Origin of the sequence: Aliiroseovarius sp. S253 (assembly GCF_049800855.1) — a bacterium.
Taxonomy (GTDB): Bacteria; Pseudomonadota; Alphaproteobacteria; order Rhodobacterales; family Rhodobacteraceae; genus Aliiroseovarius.
This window is the reverse complement of record NZ_JBNAFW010000001.1, coordinates 2,501-20,598: the sequence shown is the minus strand read 5'-3', so window position 1 is coordinate 20,598 and position 18,098 is coordinate 2,501. Positions and strand designations below refer to the sequence as shown.

14 protein-coding genes, 1 tRNA gene and 2 rRNA genes are annotated in these 18,098 nt (G+C 54.3%); 4 read left to right on the top strand and 13 right to left on the bottom strand.

Annotated elements, in window-relative coordinates:
* Positions 1–184 precede the first annotated feature (184 nt).
* From ACP15F_RS00100 to ACP15F_RS00080, 5 genes are all read right to left on the bottom strand, one after another.
* The gene (locus ACP15F_RS00100) at positions 185–2,428 is read right to left on the bottom strand and encodes a choice-of-anchor F family protein (RefSeq protein ID WP_424938828.1); all 2,244 of its coding nucleotides are present in this window, start codon (positions 2,426–2,428) and stop codon (positions 185–187) included.
* 565 nt (positions 2,429–2,993) lie between these two features.
* Positions 2,994–4,010 carry an AbrB family transcriptional regulator gene (locus tag ACP15F_RS00095; protein ID WP_424938827.1) on the bottom strand — a complete coding sequence of 339 codons (1,017 nt, stop codon included), beginning with the start codon at positions 4,008–4,010 and terminating at the stop codon, positions 2,994–2,996.
* 33 nt (positions 4,011–4,043) lie between these two features.
* On the bottom strand, positions 4,044–5,558 hold the full coding sequence (locus ACP15F_RS00090) for a tripartite tricarboxylate transporter permease (RefSeq protein WP_424938826.1): 1,515 nt from the start codon (positions 5,556–5,558) through the stop codon (positions 4,044–4,046).
* Positions 5,559–5,569: 11 nt separating this feature from the next.
* Entirely contained in the window at positions 5,570–6,052 is a 483-nt protein-coding gene (locus ACP15F_RS00085) for a tripartite tricarboxylate transporter TctB family protein (protein ID WP_424938825.1), read from the bottom strand.
* A gap of 66 nt (positions 6,053–6,118) precedes the next feature.
* Positions 6,119–7,096: a tripartite tricarboxylate transporter substrate binding protein gene (locus tag ACP15F_RS00080; protein ID WP_424938824.1), complete on the bottom strand. Its 978-nt coding sequence runs from the start codon at positions 7,094–7,096 to the stop codon at positions 6,119–6,121.
* 118 nt (positions 7,097–7,214) lie between these two features.
* Here ACP15F_RS00080 and ACP15F_RS00075 point away from each other — a divergent pair, with 118 nt between their 5' ends.
* The 3 genes from ACP15F_RS00075 to ACP15F_RS00065 are packed head-to-tail and all read left to right on the top strand — an operon-like array spanning position 7,215 to position 10,239.
* Complete coding sequence (locus tag ACP15F_RS00075) at positions 7,215–7,880, top strand: response regulator transcription factor (RefSeq protein ID WP_424938823.1); 666 nt, start codon at positions 7,215–7,217, stop codon at positions 7,878–7,880.
* A complete protein-coding gene (locus ACP15F_RS00070) occupies positions 7,877–9,253 on the top strand; it encodes a sensor histidine kinase N-terminal domain-containing protein (protein WP_424938822.1) in 1,377 nt (458 codons plus the stop codon). The genes ACP15F_RS00075 and ACP15F_RS00070 overlap by 4 nt, the downstream gene beginning before the upstream one ends.
* A complete protein-coding gene (locus ACP15F_RS00065; protein ID WP_424938821.1) occupies positions 9,223–10,239 on the top strand; it encodes an ABC transporter substrate-binding protein in 1,017 nt (338 codons plus the stop codon). Before ACP15F_RS00070 ends, ACP15F_RS00065 begins: the two co-directional genes overlap by 31 nt.
* A 213-nt stretch (positions 10,240–10,452) precedes the next feature.
* On the opposite strand, the gene ACP15F_RS00060 is transcribed toward ACP15F_RS00065, so the two are convergent.
* Positions 10,453–11,625 carry a hypothetical protein gene (locus tag ACP15F_RS00060; RefSeq protein WP_424938820.1) on the bottom strand — a complete coding sequence of 391 codons (1,173 nt, stop codon included), beginning with the start codon at positions 11,623–11,625 and terminating at the stop codon, positions 10,453–10,455.
* A 351-nt stretch (positions 11,626–11,976) separates the two neighbouring features.
* Positions 11,977–12,053, bottom strand: a tRNA-Met gene (locus ACP15F_RS00055).
* 144 nt (positions 12,054–12,197) lie between these two features.
* Between ACP15F_RS00055 and ACP15F_RS00050 the strand changes: the two genes are divergently transcribed.
* Positions 12,198–12,710 (top strand): acyloxyacyl hydrolase, encoded by a 513-nt coding sequence (locus ACP15F_RS00050; RefSeq protein WP_424938819.1) that lies wholly within the window; start codon positions 12,198–12,200, stop codon positions 12,708–12,710.
* A gap of 2 nt (positions 12,711–12,712) precedes the next feature.
* Here ACP15F_RS00050 and ACP15F_RS00045 read toward each other — a convergent pair whose 3' ends face one another.
* The 6 genes from ACP15F_RS00045 to ACP15F_RS00020 all read right to left on the bottom strand — a co-directional run bounded on the left by ACP15F_RS00045 (position 12,713) and on the right by ACP15F_RS00020 (position 17,899).
* On the bottom strand, positions 12,713–13,393 hold the full coding sequence (locus ACP15F_RS00045) for a cyclic nucleotide-binding domain-containing protein (RefSeq protein WP_424938818.1): 681 nt from the start codon (positions 13,391–13,393) through the stop codon (positions 12,713–12,715).
* 79 nt (positions 13,394–13,472) lie between these two features.
* The gene (locus ACP15F_RS00040) at positions 13,473–13,817 is read right to left on the bottom strand and encodes a hypothetical protein (RefSeq protein ID WP_424938817.1); all 345 of its coding nucleotides are present in this window, start codon (positions 13,815–13,817) and stop codon (positions 13,473–13,475) included.
* Between the two features lie 194 nt (positions 13,818–14,011).
* Positions 14,012–14,284, bottom strand: a complete 273-nt coding sequence (locus ACP15F_RS00035; RefSeq protein ID WP_424938816.1) for a hypothetical protein — start codon at positions 14,282–14,284, stop codon at positions 14,012–14,014.
* A 97-nt stretch (positions 14,285–14,381) separates the two neighbouring features.
* Positions 14,382–14,648, bottom strand: coding sequence for a hypothetical protein (locus tag ACP15F_RS00030; protein ID WP_424938815.1), 267 nt, complete (start codon positions 14,646–14,648; stop codon positions 14,382–14,384).
* A gap of 224 nt (positions 14,649–14,872) precedes the next feature.
* Positions 14,873–14,987: ribosomal RNA gene (rrf, locus tag ACP15F_RS00025) — 5S ribosomal RNA — on the bottom strand.
* Between the two features lie 80 nt (positions 14,988–15,067).
* A 23S ribosomal RNA gene (locus tag ACP15F_RS00020) occupies positions 15,068–17,899 on the bottom strand.
* Positions 17,900–18,098 lie beyond the last annotated feature (199 nt).

Genomic DNA, 18,098 nt, shown 5'->3' with positions numbered 1-18,098 from the left:
GCGTCTCTCTCATCTTCAATCAACAGATTTCAACCACAGGCCGATTGAATTGTCTCCGTGACATTCGGCCGCTATCCCATTTAAAACAATAACTATTTTACACAAATCCACTTCATCAAGAGGCCGAGAAAAAGCAAAGCGGCCCCAAAAGGGGCCGCTTAATCACAATTGGCAGTTGCGCCGTTTAGAACGTGGCGTTGAGGCCAACATGGAGCTTATGGCTTTCATAACCACTTCCAAACGAACCATAGTAGCCGCCGCTCAATGTGGTGCGTGTTGTGCCTTGTTCGGCAAGAACAGTCTCAAAACCGACTTGGAGATCAACCCAGTTGCCATCAACTGCAGCGACAGGGTGAACAGCACCCGGCAATCCGACGAAGCCACTTTCGACCATCATGTCGCCACTGTCAGCCATCGTGTAGGCAAGGCTACCGGTCAGCAAGGTGTTTCCCGAACCATTGGGCATCACATAGTCACCGCGAACACCAAACGAACCCAGCAACATGCTGCCCGACTGTTCGCCAACGCCAAGGTTCCAGATCCCGGCACCCTTTTCTTTGAAGGCATCAATAGAGGTATTGTAGTACTCGAACGATGCTGTCGGGCCGATGTTAAGATTGCCCTTCTGGGTCATGTATTCGCCCTTAATTGCCGCGAACACTTGCGAACCGTCGGTGCTGCCTCTGGCAGTTTGCCCCATCACACGACGGGTCGAGTCAAAGGACAGATCCTGATAGCCAATGACACCTTGGATCATACCTTGCTCGCCAATCTTGGCGCGGCCAAAAGCGGCCACAGACAAGCTGTCAGAATCGATGCTACCCCGAGCATTGTAGGCATCGGCCGTGCCGCTTGCGCTGCCAATCAGGAAACCGAACGAACGCCCGTTATCCAACTGCTTTTCAGCACCCACCGAGAACGAGGTGAACTCGGTGTCATAGCCAATGTTGTTCGGGGTGGTTTCAAAGGACGACCGGCCTCCGCCGACATTCAAAAGCCAGTTGGTATCTTCCCCAAGGCCCCAGCTGCTGGCGGCGCCAGCGCTCGAAACGACAACCTCGGAATCTCCGGACTGCGGCAAGGCACCAGTGACGGTATTGATCTGGCTACGCGAAAAATCGAAGGCGAGGCTCGAGAACGCAGGCAGGAAGCTGAAGCCAGTCCGCTCCAACGCCTCGGCGCGGTCCTTGTCATTCATGGCCAGAAGATCACTGATCGCAGTTCCATAAGCAGCGGCATTTCCGAGATCCATGTACGGAACGTTGGCTGCGGCATCCAGATGTCCGGCGACCTTGAACTGATAAGGTGTCGTCGTTTGTTCAACAATCGGTGCAAAGCTTGGCGTGAACAACAAAGTAAACTCACGACCGTCCAAGCTGCCAACCGTAATTGTGAAGTTCAGGTTCGCGTTCCGAATATCTTCGATCTCGGCTTCTTCGAACAAACCATTGGCTTCTGCTGCAGCAACGATTTCGTCCGGAACAAGACCACCTGCGACATAGCCCAGATCAGCTACTTTCACACCCAAGGCATCTGCAAGCTCTTGCAACCGTGCGCTTTCATTTGCAGGCAAAGCCAAGGTGCCGTAGGTCCAACCGCCACCGGCCAGATTGTTCCAGGCAACCAGTGCGGATTCATTGCTCGGATCCCCATCGTCATCCCAGAACAACCCGTCGGGCGTCATGGTGTTGTCCAGCAGCGCGTTGCCGAAATGCGTTGTGAAATCCGGATTGGAAATCGCGCCGAAAATCAAGCTATCGACAAGCGTGGTGCTGGCAAGGCCAGCCTTGGTGTCCGAGAAGAATCCAACCTCGCCTTCGTGACCACCTTCACCAAACAGTCCCTCGGGCATCTTAGCGCCCAGACCAATATCCGTGGCATCAAGGTTGAACAGAACCGCCTTTTCCGGGGTCAGCGCGCCCATTGGGTTGCCATCCTCATCCATCAGCTCGACCGAAAATCCGACAATTCGAGCGCCCGTGAAGTTCGAGGTCTTGGCAAACGTGAAATAGTCAACCGAAGGGTAATCCGAGCTAGCCGTTGTCCGCATGGTAATGCCGAAGGGGTTCGGGCCGGTCAGCTGGGTTTTGATCCGCTTGCCTGAGCCGCTTGCGGAATCGCAGTAGACGCCGGGATTGCTGGCCATCAGACAGTTGGTAACCTCGCCGCGCGATGTCAGACCCGAGAAATCTGTAATAATCATTTCGTATGGATCTACAAACGAGCCATCATCCAAGCGCGTACGCGTGAAGGTAATGACTTTCATTCCCGGCTCCTGCACGCCTTCCTCTGCGTCGACGTAAATCAGTCCGTCACCAAACGTTCTGACGAAGAAATCGCCGCTTAAAGTATCCGCCAGCAGTGGCCCGCACGTCAGCAATAAAGCTGTTGGTGCAACCGTACTAAGATAGGTTTTTCCAAATTTCATTGTCTTCCCTTCGCTCCTTCAATCGATCTAAATCGCAACCCCTTACGTGCACACAGTTTTACGGTATCGCGCTTCGCGTGTTTAAAGTTTGACATATATCAATGTTGGAATATTTCATTCATTCCTGACGCTAGGTCACCCCACAACCGCAGCCCAAACGTGTCTTTTGAGATACGGATTGGTAATCCAGAGTGGTGTGTAATTTGGCCATCACCTGCGACGGTGCTTTAGGGAATGTAGAATGGCGAATCGATCCCGCTTTGACGGAAGCGGGCTGCGTTCTAACTTTTGCCGATCCCCAACCGCATCTCGTCCAAACCGATCTTGTTAGAGGGGGCACTCAATACAGTTGCGAGAACCTCAAGACGCCTATCCGTGATGAACAGGCGTTGAGCTCAGACAGCAGAAGTCTGTGGATAGCAGAAGGCACGACCACTTACCGCCCTGCTGATCCAATCGATCCCATGCTGCCTCTGTGAACGCACCTATGCCCCGCACGTCAGCTACGCTTAAAACGTTCAAAACTACGACGTGTTCAAGGTCGTAAGGGCGTCGATTACCCAGCTCAATTTCTTGGAAAGCGGCGCCCAACTACGGGCGCAAACAGAACCACAATTACGATCCTAAGGATGTGGTGCGTGACGACATAGGCCAGATCTGATCCCGCAATGATGGCAATAACGACCATCTCGGCCTGACCACCGGGCAGGAATGCCAACAAGGCATCAAGTGAGGGGGCCAGCTCTAAGCGGGTGATGACGATGAAGAACCCGAACGAGATTACCCCTAGCAGCACGGAATAGAGGATCCCGGCCACGACATTCACGCGGATTTCTCGGCTGGTAATGCCGACATATTTCACCCCCACGGCAATGCCGATGAAGAACTGCGCGGCTTGGATGATTTCGGCCGGGGGGCGGGTTTCAATCACGCCTGCTAAGGACAGGGCAGTGGTCACGATCATTGGCCCAAGGATCGAGGCGCCAAACAGCCCGATCCGCTCGAAAAACTTCCAGCCAAATAGGCCCGCCACCACCATTATGCCAATCTGCGCGGGCGAGACTGACGACATGGGCTGCCCCGGTGGGGCGCTCAGGTCCAGCCCCCAGACAAACTGCATCAAGACAGGCGCGCAGCTGACCAGAACGACGACACGGGTGGCGTGGATCAGGGAAAGCGCGCGTGGATCGCCGCCTGCTTCCTCGCCGAAGATTAGCATATCTTGAAGTCCGCCGGGCATGGCGCTGTACCAAGATGTGACTGGGTCCAAGCCGAAGCCATGGCGGAGCAGCGGGTATCCCAGCGCGGCAATTGTGCCGATGAACAGCGGGACAATGGCCAGAGAGCTTGCGATTTCGGGCATCCGGCCCAACAACTCGGGCGTGATCGAACTGCCAACCGCAACCCCAAGGAACGTCCGCATGAACATGCCGAACTGTCCCGCCCCTTCAAGGCGCACGCCGCCAAGCGCAGCAATCAGGCAGGCCAGCATCGGCCCCAGAAGAAACGGCAAAGGCAGCCCGAGGATGAAAAACCCCAGACTGCCTGCACCTGCGATCAGAAAGGTCAGCACTAGCGACATGCTGCTAGCCTTCCGTCCTAGACAACATTCGCATCAATCACCCTCGGCCACACCTTCTTGGCGTGCCTTGGCACGACGCGCACGATAGCTTGGGATAACCACTAGAAGAACCGCGATGACCAACAGACCAAGGGTCATTGGGCGGTCAAAGATAAACCCGATCCCATCAGCCAGCTGCATCGAGCGCGAGAAGTTGTCTTCCAGCATACCGCCCAGAATGAAACCGATCAGAAGCGGTGCGAGCGGGTAGTCCGCGAACTTCAAAATCGTCGCACAAATGCCCATGCCGACTAGGATCAACAGCTCGGTCGCGTTGTTCTGCCCGATATAGCTGCCCATCAACGTGAAGAACAGGATGAACGGGATCAGGTAGGTCCGCGGGATGGTCAGAACCTTGGCGATATAAGGGATCAGCGGCAGGTTCAGGATCAACAGCACAAGGTTGCCGATATACATCGAGATGATGACCGCCCAGAAGATCTGCGGCTCGTCGATCATCAGGCGCGGGCCCGGCGTAACGTTCAGCGCGATCAGTGCGCCCAGCAGGATCGCCGTGGTGCCCGAGCCGGGAATGCCCAGCGTCAGAAGCGGTACGAACGACCCGGTACAGGCGGCGTTATTGGCCGTCTCGGGTGCGGCGAGCCCCTTGATAGACCCTTTGCCGAACTCTTCCTGTTCTTCTTTCGTCGCGATGTTGCGCTCGACTGCATAGCCAAGGAACGACGCGATGGTCGCGCCTGCCCCCGGCAGAACGCCGATGAAGAAGCCTTGGATCGATTGGCGACCAATGACCGGGGCGATCTTGCGCCCCTCTTCGCGGGTGATGCGCAAGTTCTCGATCTTGCCGCTGCTGCCTTGGGCCGACCGTTTCGGGTTCAAGACCAGAAACAGTGCCTCGGGCAAGGCGAACATAGCCATCGCCAGCGTAATGAAGCTGAAGCCCGATTGTAGGTCCATTAGACCCATGGTGAAGCGTGGCATGTTGAACAAGGCGCCTTCGCCCACCGTTGCCATGACAAGTCCAAGCAACGTCATCAGGATTGCCTTGCCCACGTTTCCGGTGCCCGCGAAGGCCGCGATGGCTGACAGGCCGACAACCATAAGCGCGAAATACTCGGCCGAGTGGAACAAGAGCGCGACGGTGGACAACATGGGGGCGAAGATCATCAGAAGCAGAGCACCAATGCTGCCCCCCGCGAACGAGGCGATGGCCGCAATAGTCAGCGCCTTACCGGCCTGCCCTTTTCGGGCCATTGGATAGCCATCGAAACTTGACGCAACAGTCCCCGCAACGCCCGGTGCGTTCAGCAGGATGGACGAGGTCGAACCGCCGAAAATCGCACCGTAATACACGCCTGCCAACAGGATGATGGCAGCAGACGGATCACCGATGGTTATGGCGACAGGGATCATGATAGCGATGATCGACATCGGGCCCAGACCGGGCAGCATGCCGATAAAGGTACCGATCAGACAGCCGGCGATTACCATCAGAAGGTTTTGGATTGAGAATGCGGCGCTGAGGCCGATCAGAAGTCCTTCGATCATGTCTCAGCTCCTTAGAAAAAGAATGGCCAGGGGCGCAGGAAGATGCCCAACACCTCGTCCACCAGATACCAGACGACGAAGCTGGCGATGGCGGCGACGGGCAGAAGGATATGAAACTTGCGTTCACCTAACACGAACGACCCGCAGCTTAGGAAAGCGAAGGTGGCAAACAAGAAACCCGCAGGACGCAGAAGCAGCGCATAGGCCACCATCAGTCCCAATAGCGTCAGCGCTTGGCCCAGATGATAGTCCCCAAGACGCCGGTAATCGATGTCTGGCTCTTGATCGCTTTCAGGTGACTTTTCAAAACCCAGCAGAATGAACAGGGATGTCAGGATCGTCAGCACAGCCAGAACCTTGGGAAAGGTGCTTGGCCAAATCGGATTACGTTGCATGAACGGCGGCAGAGACGCATCCATGGTGAAAAATGCGGCATAGCCATAGGCCAGTGCGGCGCTCAGAATGACGAATGCTACCCAGCGGTCCAGTGCCATTGTCCCCTCCCTTGGAAAATGGGCAACCGGCCCAGAACAGGCCGGTTGCGTAAGAGTGTGAGCGGCTTAGAGGAAGCCCAGCTTCTTCATCAGTTCACCGATGACCTGCTCTTGACCTTCAAGGAAGGCTTTGAAGTCGTCACCCGAGTTGTGGATGTTGACCCAGCCGTTGCGTGCGCGCACGGCTTCCCATTCAGGGGTGTCATACATCTTGGTGATAGCCTCTTGGTACATGGCCACCTTGTCGGCCGGCAGGCCAGGGGCACCAAAGAAACCGCGCCAGTTGACGAAGGTTGTGTCGATCCCTTGTTCTTTCATGGTCGGGGCATCATAGGCCGCGACGCGGTCATCCGCCGTCACACCCAGGATTTTGACCTCGCCAGCTTCGGCCAAGGCTACCGCTTCCGAGAACCCGGTCGACAGAGCTGCGATTTCGCCGGACAGCAGAGCCGCCATTGCTTTCCCGCCTGCATCGTACGGAATGTACTTCACGGCCAGCGCGTCTTTGCCGGCGGCCTCCATCACCATCGCGGCGACCAGATGGTCCATGCCGCCCGGAACCGAACCACCACCGATGGCCGTGCCGGATGCATCAGCATCGAACGCGGCCAGCAGATCACCCATCGAGTTCAACGGGCTGTCCTTGCCCACAACGATTGCGGCATAGTCGCCGATCGTGCCCGAGACCAGCGTCAGGTCACGGAAGTTATGCGGGAACACACCAGTCAGCGAACGGATCACGATCGGGGTCGAGTTGACCATCAGCGTGCCGTGCTGGCTGTCTGCGTTTTCGATCAAATAGCCGATGGCCTTACCACCGCCGCCACCCGACATGTTTTCGTAGGATGCGGTGCCAACCAGACCAGCGCCGGTCAGCGCTTCGCCGGTTCCACGTGCGGTGCCGTCCCAGCCGCCGCCTGCACCACCGGGGATCAGGAAGTGAATGCTATCAACGACCTTGTGGCCGTCAGCAAAAACCGGGGCAGCAAGGCTTAGCGATGCAGCAGCTGCGATAAAGGCGCGACGGCCCAACTTGAATTTCATGTTTATGTCCTCCCATTTGACATTGGCGACACTTGCCGCTCATGTCGGAAGAAGCTGACAATCTAAGCTGACACAAAGCTGACATGGCTAAAAAAGTAGCGGAAAAAGAAAACCTCTCATGCGGTTCTTGCTGATCGAAGACAACGAACAATTGGCCGAAGCTGTCGTAGACAGGTTGATGCTGGACGGCCACGTGGTCGACCACGCGCCCGACATTCAGACGGGGCGAGATTTCACAGCCACAACCGCTTATGATTTGATTTTACTTGATATTATGCTGCCTGACGGTGATGGCCGGACCTTCTTGACGCAGCATCGCAAGCAGGAAGAAAGCACACCGGTTATCGTGCTGACCGCGCGCTCGGAAGTTGCGGATCGCGTAGGAATTCTCGACCTCGGCGCTGATGATTACATGATCAAACCAATCGACTTTTCCGAGCTGGAAGCGCGCTGTAGGGCAGTGTTGCGCCGCCGTGGTGGTGCCGCGCAGAACTTGCTGACCCTTGGTAATCTTCGCTTCGATTCGCTGTCGGGCACGCTCAAGCTTCTTGATCGAGACATCCAACTTCGTACCCGCGAGCTGCGACTTTTCGAGGTTTTGGCAAACGCGCCCGGACAGGTTTTTCCGAAATCAACGCTGGTGGACCGGCTGTTCTCTTATGACGAAGACGTCACTGAAAATGCGATCGAAGTATATATCGGACGACTGCGTCGGCACCTCGAGACCTCGACAGTGAAAATCACGACCATTCGCGGGCTTGGTTACAAGTTAGAAATCGAATGAGCACGCCTGTTGCACAGGGCTCCATTCGCCGCAGGCTTTTGCTGTCGCTTCTGGCAAGTGCAGCTGTACTGGCGGTCGTCGTTTACTTTGTCGTTCAATCCGTCGCCCGGCAGGTAGCTCAAGAAAGCCAAGACAATGTGCTTACGGCCTCTGCCCTGTCTATTCTTGATAGTGCCCGATTAAGCGGAGGAGAGATCAGCATCGACCTTCCGTATTCCGCCTTGTCCATGCTGGACAGCATCTCGGACGAGCGCGTGTTCTATGCCATCCGCCTTGAGGACGAGTTTCTAAGCGGCTACGCCGATCTGCCCGAAGCGAAAGAGAACGGCACCGCAACGCCAGCCTATCTATCTGCCATGTTCCTTGGTGATGAAGTCCGCGTCGCCACGGTCAGACGGCGGATGTCGACGGATACCGGTCGAAGCTTTCTAAAGGTTTCGGTTGCGCAGACTCTGTCGGGGCAGAAACAGGCCCTTGCACGGATTTCGCGGACGTCAATGGGGATCGGGGCCGGGTTCTTCCTTGTGTCGGTGTTGCTGGCGGCGCTCATCTCGCGCAGTACGATCCGCCCGTTGGATCGACTGACTGAATCTGTTTCACGCAGGGGCCCAAAAGACTTGCGCCCCGTCGCAGCACCCGTTCCGTCAGAAATGGTGCCGCTGGTCGCGTCGCTGAATTCCTTTATGAGACGCTTGCAGCAATCCCTTATGCGATCCGAGGATTTTATTGCCGAAGCCGCGCACAGAGTACGCACGCCTTTGGCCGTCGTCCGAACCAAGGCTGAAGTCGTGCAACGTAAATCCGACGACCCCGAGACCCGCAAAGCACTGAAGGAAATGATCCACGCTATTGACGACAGCTCGCGCACAGCAGGACAGCTTTTGGATCATGCGATGGTGACGTTCCGGCTGGATCATTTGGCCCGAGAAAAGATCAACCTTCATCGTCTTGTGCAGGACACGGTCGAAAGAATGCGACCAACATCCGAGTTGAAAGATATCATCCTCGAAACGATCGGGATGGAAAATGCGGTCATCAAAGGTGATCCAATCCTCGTGCAGAATGCCCTTCACAACCTTTTGGACAATGCCGTGAAATACTCTCCTTCCGGTGCTGAGATCCACGTGGCTCTAAAAGTCGACCGGAACGGCGCCGAGGTGAGCGTCAAAGACACCGGCCCCGGATTCCTAACGGATGAACTTGGCAAACTTCCGAAACGATTTGCACGCGGTGCAAATACGCACGAGATTGTCGGGTCCGGGCTGGGGCTAACCATCGCAAAAGAGGTGATCGAGGCCCATGGCGGCACCTTGCAGATAAGCAACAACACAGGAGGCGGCGCATGCGTCAGTTTGCTCTTTCCCTTGCACTGATCCTCACCTCCGGGTGGGCCAGCGCCTTCGAAGCGGAAGACGTCGCACGGTTCGGCCCACCTGACAGCGACCGGGAACTGCGGATCATATCAACTGCCGATATCGCGTTTTTCAAGCCAATGATATCGTCATTCCTCGCCTCAGAATCTGGCACGGCCATCGAGTACACAGTTGTCAGTTCGTCCGAGCTTCAAAAGGCCATCGTCGACGAAGACGAGGCCTTTGACGTGGTGATTTCCAGTGCAATGGACCTGCAAACCAAGCTGGCCAATGATGGTTGGGCCCAGAGTTTCACATCCGAAGCTACCGGGGGCCTTCCGGATTGGGCGGTGTGGAATGACATGCTGTTCGCTTTCACACAGGAACCAGCTGCCATCGTGGTGTCTAAGTCGGGCTTTGGCGACATTCCCCTTCCCGAAAGCAGAAACGATCTGATCAATCTGTTGCGGCAACACCCCGAAGTCTTCCGCGGCCGTGTCGGCACCTATGATGTGCGCCAGTCCGGCCTTGGCTATTTGTTCGCAACCCAAGACACCCGCGCGTCCGAGATCTATTGGCGTCTGACCGAGGTCATGGGCGGGCTGGATGCGCAGCTTTATTGCTGTTCATCCGATATGATCGACGCGGTGAAATCCGGCGACTTGTTGATCGCCTACAACGTCCTTGGAAGCTATGCGATCAACCGCGAAGATCGGGACGAGTTTGCCATCATCCTGCCGTCAGATTTCACCACAGTCATGTTGCGCACAGCGCTGATCCCAAGCAATGCGCCGTCATCCGAGCTTGCCGCCTTGTTCATGGATCACCTGATGACATTGTCACATGGCACGGATGCGCAGCCATTGACTCACCCAGCGCTGGATCTAAGCCAGAACGAAGCTTCGCTGAATCGAATTCGAATTGGACCCGGTCTTCTTGTGTTCTTGGACCAACTAAAGAAACGCGCATTTCTGTCAGAATGGGAAAGTGCAATTTTGCAGAAGTGAGACGGCTTTGTTGGTGAGTTTTCAACTGGGCGATCGAGTACGTCGCACACTCCTCCGTTCTTGAAATTAATACTGAACGCGGCGAAAGGCCGACTTCCGCCCCACTCTGCACCGCGTTCGCGTCACGCTCCGCCTCATCAAGGGTGGCATCCCGACAGAGGCAACGGTGCGGGTGCCAGGACTTGCCGACCACCTGCTATGAAGTGTTTTAATTCAATCGGTTGATGGCGGATCACTCGTCGTGATTTCAGGCGCATACCAAAACACGTAATAGGGATCTTCTTCAAACCAACCGACCCTTGTCTTTGGGGAGAACCCGTAGACGTTCAGAATATAACACTCTTCGCAATACTTACCGGTCACGCGAAGGACGGTGTCGTCGAAAGCTTGGTTAAGTGCATCTGTCACCTTTGAAGGCACCGGTGGGGCGCGTTCGGCTTCGGCTTCAAGATAGGCGTGCAATGCGGCGTCACCTTTCACATGCACGGCGTAGGTGTACAAGTCGATCCGGTCAAAATAGACGGGGATCCCAGTCTCTTCATCAACCATTCTAGGCGCGTCGCCTTGCGCCTGAAACGACGCTGTCCTTGTTTGTCGTTCCATTTCTATTGTCCCAAGGGAATAGGCACCGTTGTGGCGCGACAGCGCGTCTTCAATCCAAACCTTGTATCCTTCGATCCGATCTAAAGCCTCTTGAGACGGCTCGTCCCCTTCGTCGCGAACGACATCCGCGTAACTCGGGAAGTTGATGCGAAAATGGCCGGGAAACGGGTGAGGTTTCGAATTGTCAGGCCGCTCATGAATGTAGACAAGCGCGGGGTCCGCGTCGATCTGGTCCAGCTTGGCGTTGAATGCCTCAAAATCCATCGTACGGAAGCTGTGATCAGTTGCCATTACCGCGCCCGCCAGCAAGTCTTTCACGTCCCTGTCAAAGTCGGGGTTAGCGGCCTTGCAGTACAGCTTGAAACACGTGTGCCTCTGAAGCAGATCCCCATTCTGATAGACCGAAACAAAGGCATCCGACGTTCCAGTACCCGAGGGGCTAAGAAAAATGATCGACAGCAATGTGAGGCGAGTCTGCGCGCCCGGATCATCTGTGAAATAGGCAACATCTTGGTTGCGGCGGATCAGTTGATGATCGGTAAGGATCGCTTCTCCTTTTCCCGTCGCCGCTTCATGAAACACCAGCGTCACAGGGCCGGCATCAAAATCCAATTCCTGCAAAAAATATTGCTTTGCCGTTTTGTCAGCACTTTCTGTCGAAGCGGGAGATTTTGGAACACTGAACAGGCCGTCCAGCGGACGGAATATGAAAAACCAAAAGCTCAACGCAAAAACGGCCGGAACTGCGCAGGCCGCGAATATAATCATTTTAATCCAACGCATAGTCAGACACTTAGCAGAAGATATTCTCGCTCCCAAGGGCAGATGACCTGAAGAAACTCATCTTACTCGGCCTGCTCCAAAATGGAGTAAACGTGGGAAAATTCTGGCCCCAAGTGCGGGATTCTATTCGTTTTCCTTGGTTCGCGCTCTCAGTATTACGCGTTTCCTGTCGCGGCGGTCATTCCTAAAGAACCTGGTTTGCTGGCACTCAGTAACCGCAATCAGTCCGAATTGCCCCGGATGGATATAGCTCAACCATTGATCTAGCCGGAAAGCTTTCCGGTCTACTTTCGTCAAGGAAGCCCCAAAACAAGACAGGCCGGACACTTGGTCCGGCCTGTTCTAGTACTTTGGTTGCGGGAGTAGGATTTGAACCTACGACCTTCAGGTTATGAGCCTGACGAGCTACCGGGCTGCTCCATCCCGCGCCAGTAGTGTGGTGTATATAGTCCCGGCTTTCGGGAACCACAAGCGCATTCGGCGAAAAAACTGTTACAAAATGCATCTGGAAAACTGGATGGGTGACTCTGCCATCACAGTTCGCTAAGTCTTTGGGAACAAATGAGGGTTTTATGGACGGCACTTTGGCCATCTTATTTCTGCTGACTGGATTGATTGACATGTGGGTTAATCATTGCGACCGCGGCTGCGTCAAACCCGCGATTGAAATCGCACGCCACACGATGTCTGCAGGCAACGTCATTTTCGAAGCAGATTCGATCGGGGGAGAGGTTTACTATCGTCATGACCTTCCCGTCAGCTTCGGCCCCTTCCGCCCCGTCGTTGGCTTGTCGATCGACAGCCTTGGTGATGTCTGGATCGGTGCGGGGGCTGTGAACGAGTTTCGTATGCCCAGTGGCCCCGGCTTTGCCGAACTTAGCTTCATTCCCGGTTGGTGGATGCGATCCGAGGACGGGCCGCGTCTGGGATATCCGGTCGAGTTTCGGTCGGGCATCGAGGCGGGCGCATACCGTGCCTCTGGCGAGCGTATCGGGGTTTCTTTGGACCACCGCTCGAACGGAGGGCTCGGGCACCCTATACCAAATCCGGGACTGGAAACCCTACTATTGCGCTATTCGCAATAGGATCAGCCCACGTCGGTAAGATCACTGTCGGCTTCAATACGTGGTGATCCGGCTCGTGATACCTTATGCGCCAGATCAAGCGAGATCATCGCATCCAGCGCCAGTCGAAAACGAACATCCCGCGCTGCACGTTGCCTCAGCTTCGCAACGTCCCAGCACAGCAGTTCGCCCTCGTCAGCCATCAACGTGGTAGCCGAGGCATCCTCCTCGGTCAGGAACGCAACCTCTCCTACGAAATTGCCATTGTGCATATGAAACACACTTCCCTGCTTCCGAATTTCGACCCGTCCTGAAATGACGTAAAACAGGGATGTAACTGCAGACCCGGCAGTTGTTAGAACCTCGCTTTGGGCACGTCTTTCCCGACTGGCCATCAACATCAACTGACGAAAGTCTCCCGGAGGCAACGCGCTGAACGACGGATACAGATCCTTGTCGCGCTTGGGGATGATCCATTTGGATTTTCTCAGAAGAAGACTGGTCAACCCAATGACGTTTGCTGTGCCCGTCGCCGCGCTGGCCCAAATTGCAGCCCACAGCGGATCGTCGGCAACGACGGCATAATACCAGACATACAGCCCTGTCCCGATCAGCAGCATCACCCGCAAGGCGATCTGATTGATGATCAGATAGCCCAGAACGAAGGTGGCAGCTGCGGCCAGAACAAGGATGTCTGAGTGCACGGGTTGGCTCGTCTCGTTGATTGGATCGTGGCGTTACACATCGTCTGAAGATCAAAGCACTGGTAAACACCCAGCCAGATTACCCAGAAGAGTCGGTTTTCGCCAGATTTGTCTGGGTTCTGAAGGCAAGGGAGAATCCCAGAAGACTTGTGGCAAGCGCCCCGGCCGAGATCCAATCCGGCGTGGCACGCTTGGGAGCAACCTTCTGCCCCAGCCCCATCAACACCCACAACATCACCGCGCCCGAGAGCACTCGGATTACGGCAAACCCAGCGGGACCAATGGCACCTTCGGCCAAGCCCGCCCGGTTGAGCAAGGAGTTTGCGGCGAAGGCTGTCATCGTGAGGAGGGTGAGAAGGAAGAGTCGCATGGTTGGTCTGTTACTGATTGAACCTCTGCTAACGAGTTTTACTTCTAAACGCATATCACGTCTCGTTCAGTAGGCTTTCGACTGCCCTTCAATGTGTCATTTGCCTACTGCACTATGTCAAACAACGATATCTAATAGACTGCTTGACCTGGAACGTACGACAAAGGCTTGCAACAAAGTCCGCGATAAGTTGGGCGCCGGTTTCATATCCAGATTTACTTTGAGTAGACTATTGAAGGTACCTTACCCTAAATAGTCAGAACTACGATGAGAAAGCTTGCAGCCATTGCGCAAGATGTTTGTTTTAGCCAATGCTTGGCCAGCTTCATTTCAGGCGCACGCAGGGGATCACTTTTCTTACGAAAGAGTGCATCTATAAAAAGAAAGCCACCTGTTTTGTGCCTCAACCCCGCATCCCGCAAGATGTCATATTCCGGCCGCTTGGCATGTGCCAATGATCGCCATATCGTGAAGGCGAAAATCGCAAGAACCAACATAATCGCAGTGGAATCACTGATCATATCCCCTCCATTCAAGTTATTTACCCAGAAGCTTTAAGTGTAGTTTTCTTCAACAAATTCCGATTTCTCTAGCTGTTCCTGCAAGAAATCTCGCAAGTCACCTGCGGGCGATTGTACAGGCTTCATACCCTGCTTTCGTAAGAAAACTCTCAGCAAACTTGCGTTCGCTCCAGCCGAGCTCTTCATGCTGGTCATCGGTCCACGTTGAAGTGAGTTCTCTGTCCCAGCCGTTTTTTACGAGTTCATACCATTGAGGATTATTTACGATCTCTTCCGCATAGGTCAGAAGCAATTCTAGTGGCAAAGCTGAGAGCCGTCGTTCCTCGGCATTTCTCGGAATGCCGACATAATTAGAGTTTATCATGTTGGTGTTACCTGTGTAAAAAAGAGGCTGTTAGCTAGACGAGGACAAAAGCCCGCCTTCAATGTAACTTAATGGTTTCTAACCCAATTGATCCGCGCCTACTATCTATAGGTGTATCTTGCTTTTTCAACGTTTGAACGCAAAACGCCGCCGGCATTTCTGCTCGGCGGCGTTTTGTTTGTTTTTATCATCGTTTTGAGAGGATACTGATTGCTCTTTATTAGGTTTGGCGGTGACCTACTCTCCCACACCTTAAGATGCAGTACCATTGGCGCAACCGTGCTTAACGGCCGAGTTCGGGAAGGGATCGGGTGTTTCACTGGTGCTGTGACCACCAAACCGAATAAAGAGCAATTCCAAGTCAAGTTATACTGTGATGTATGCTTTTGATTTTTCAGTAGAACTGTCTTCTACTGGATCAAATCAAGCCTATCGGACCATTAGTACCAGTCAGCTGAACGTGTTACCACGCTTACACCTCTGGCCTATCGACGAGGTAGTCTTCCTCGGTCCTCAGGGATACCTTGTTTTGAGGGGGGCTTCCCGCTTAGATGCCTTCAGCGGTTATCCTGTCCGTTCATAGCTACCCAGCACTACCGTTGGCACGATAACTGGTCCACCAGTGGAACGTTCACCCCGGTCCTCTCGTACTAGGGGCAACTCCTCTCAAGTATCCTACACCCACGGCAGATAGGGACCGAACTGTCTCACGACGTTCTAAACCCAGCTCACGTACCTCTTTAAACGGCGAACAGCCGTACCCTTGGGACCTGCTCCAGCCCCAGGATGAGATGAGCCGACATCGAGGTGCCAAACACTGCCGTCGATATGGACTCTTGGGCAGTATCAGCCTGTTATCCCCGGCGTACCTTTTATCCGTTGAGCGATGGCCCTTCCACTCGGGACCACCGGATCACTATGGCCGTCTTTCGACTCTGCTCGACTTGTCAGTCTCGCAGTCAGGCTGGCTTCTGCCATTGCACTCAACGAGCGATTTCCGACCGCTCTGAGCCAACCTTCGCGCGCCTCCGTTACTCTTTAGGAGGCGACCGCCCCAGTCAAACTACCCGCCACACAGGGTCCCGGATCCGGATAACGGACCGCGGTTAGACATCAAACAGAACAAGGGTGGTATCTCAAAGGAGGCTCCCTCAGAACTGGCGTCCTGAGTTCAAAGCCTACCACCTATTCTGCACATGTTGTGTCTGATGCCAGTGTGAAGCTGTAGTAAAGGTGCACGGGGTCTTTCCGTCTAACCGCGGGAAGCCTGCATCTTGACAGGCAATTCAATTTCGCTGAGTCGATGTTGGAGACAGCGGGGAAGTCGTTACGCCATTCGTGCAGGTCGGAACTTACCCGACAAGGAATTTCGCTACCTTAGGACCGTTATAGTTACGGCCGCCGTTTACCTGGGCTTCAATTCGGAGCTTGCACTCCTCCTTTTAACCTTCAGGCACCGGGCAGGCGTCAGACCCTATACGTCGTCTTGCGACTTCGCAGAGCCCTGTGTTTTTAGTAAACAGTCGCCACCCCCTAGTTTGTGCCCCCAGTCAATACTTGCGTAGAAACTGGGCCTCCTTCTCGCGAACTTACGGAGGTATTTTGCCGAGTTCCTTCAACATCGTTCTCTCAAGCGCCTTGGTATACTCTACCTATCCACCTGTGTCGGTTTAGGGTACGGTCTTATAGGAGGGCTATTTCCAGGAACCTCTAAGCAGCCCATTCAATCCGATAAGGATGAACTACCTTCGAGATCCGTCACCACTCCACGGCCCAGGAATATTAACCTGGTTCCCATCGCCTACGCCTTTCGGCCTCGGCTTAGGGGCCGGCTTACCCTGCTCAGATTAGCTTTAAGCAGGAACCCTTGGATTTTCGGCGAGGGGGTCTCTCACCCCCTTTGTCGCTACTCATGTCATCATTCTCACTAGTGATCTCTCCACGGGATCGCTCACACGCCCGCTTCATCGAAAGCTCCGATCCTCAAATGCATCCGAAGATGCTAATGAGGAATGGAACTATGTCACACTACGCTCTGCTACCGCGTGCATAAATGCACACCCTAAGCTTCGGCTCATGGCTTGAGCCCCGGTACATCTTCGCCGCAAGACAACTTATTTAGACCAGTGAGCTGTTACGCTATCTTTAAAGGATGGCTGCTTCTAAGCCAACCTCCTGGTTGTTTTGGTCGTCTCACCTGCTTTCCCACTTAGCCATGAATTAGGGGCCTTAGCTGTAGGTCAGGGTTGTTTCCCTCTCCACAACGGACGTTAGCATCCGCTGTGTGTCTGCCATATAGTACTTCCCGGTATTCGGAGTTTGATTAGGATCAGTAAGGCTGTGGGCCCCCATTACCCATTCAGTGCTCTACCCCCGGGAGTATTCGTATGACGCTCTACCTAAATAGATTTCGCAGAGAACCAGCTATCTCCGAGTTTGATTGGCCTTTCACCCCTAGGCACAGCTCATCCCGATCTTTTTCAACAGATGTGGGTTCGGTCCTCCAGTGCGTGTTACCGCACCTTCAACCTGGCCATGCCTAGATCACTCGGTTTCGGGTCTGATCCACCTAACTCATTCGCCCTATTAAGACTCGCTTTCGCTGCGCCTACACCTAACGGCTTAAGCTTGCTAGATAGACCAAGTCGATGACCCATTATACAAAAGGTACGCCGTCAGCCCTCAAGGGGCCTCCGACTGATTGTAGGCGTTCGGTTTCAGGTACTGTTTCACTCCCCTCGTCGGGGTGCTTTTCACCTTTCCCTCACGGTACTGGTTCGCTATCGGTCAGTAAGGAGTACTTAGCCTTCGAAGGTGGTCCTCCGATCTTCAGACAGAATTTCACGTGTTCCGCCCTACTTAATACGTCCAATCGTGCTTCATATACGGGACTGTCACCCACTATGGTTGCGCTTCCCAACGCATTCTATCCACACTCATGGCTCGGCTGGTCCCCGTTCGCTCGCCGCTACTAGGGGAGTATCAATTGATTTCCTTTCCTCCGGGTACTTAGATGTTTCAGTTCCCCGGGTTTGCTTTTATAAACCTATGTATTCAGTCTATAAATACCTGTTTCAGAACACTATAAATAACCGAAGTTATTATAATGAACTGTCAGGTGGGTTCCCCCATTCGGAAATCTCTGGGTATAACGGCTATTCTCACCTTCCCAAAGCTTATCGCAGAGTATCACGTCCTTCATCGCCTCTTACTGCCAAGGCATTCACCAAACGCCCTTCTCGCGCTTGATTTGATCCAGGAGAAGACAGACCTTTTGTTCATCTGCCATCTCACCCCGAAGGGCAAACTGGACCAAAAGCATACTTTCCCGCGCTTCTTAATTGTTCCGAAGAACTGGATCGCAGATGTCGGTCTTTGATCCATTAAGAAGCACAATAAGATCTGATCTCTCAGATCTTGGTTAGTGTACTTGACTTGGACAACACCGTC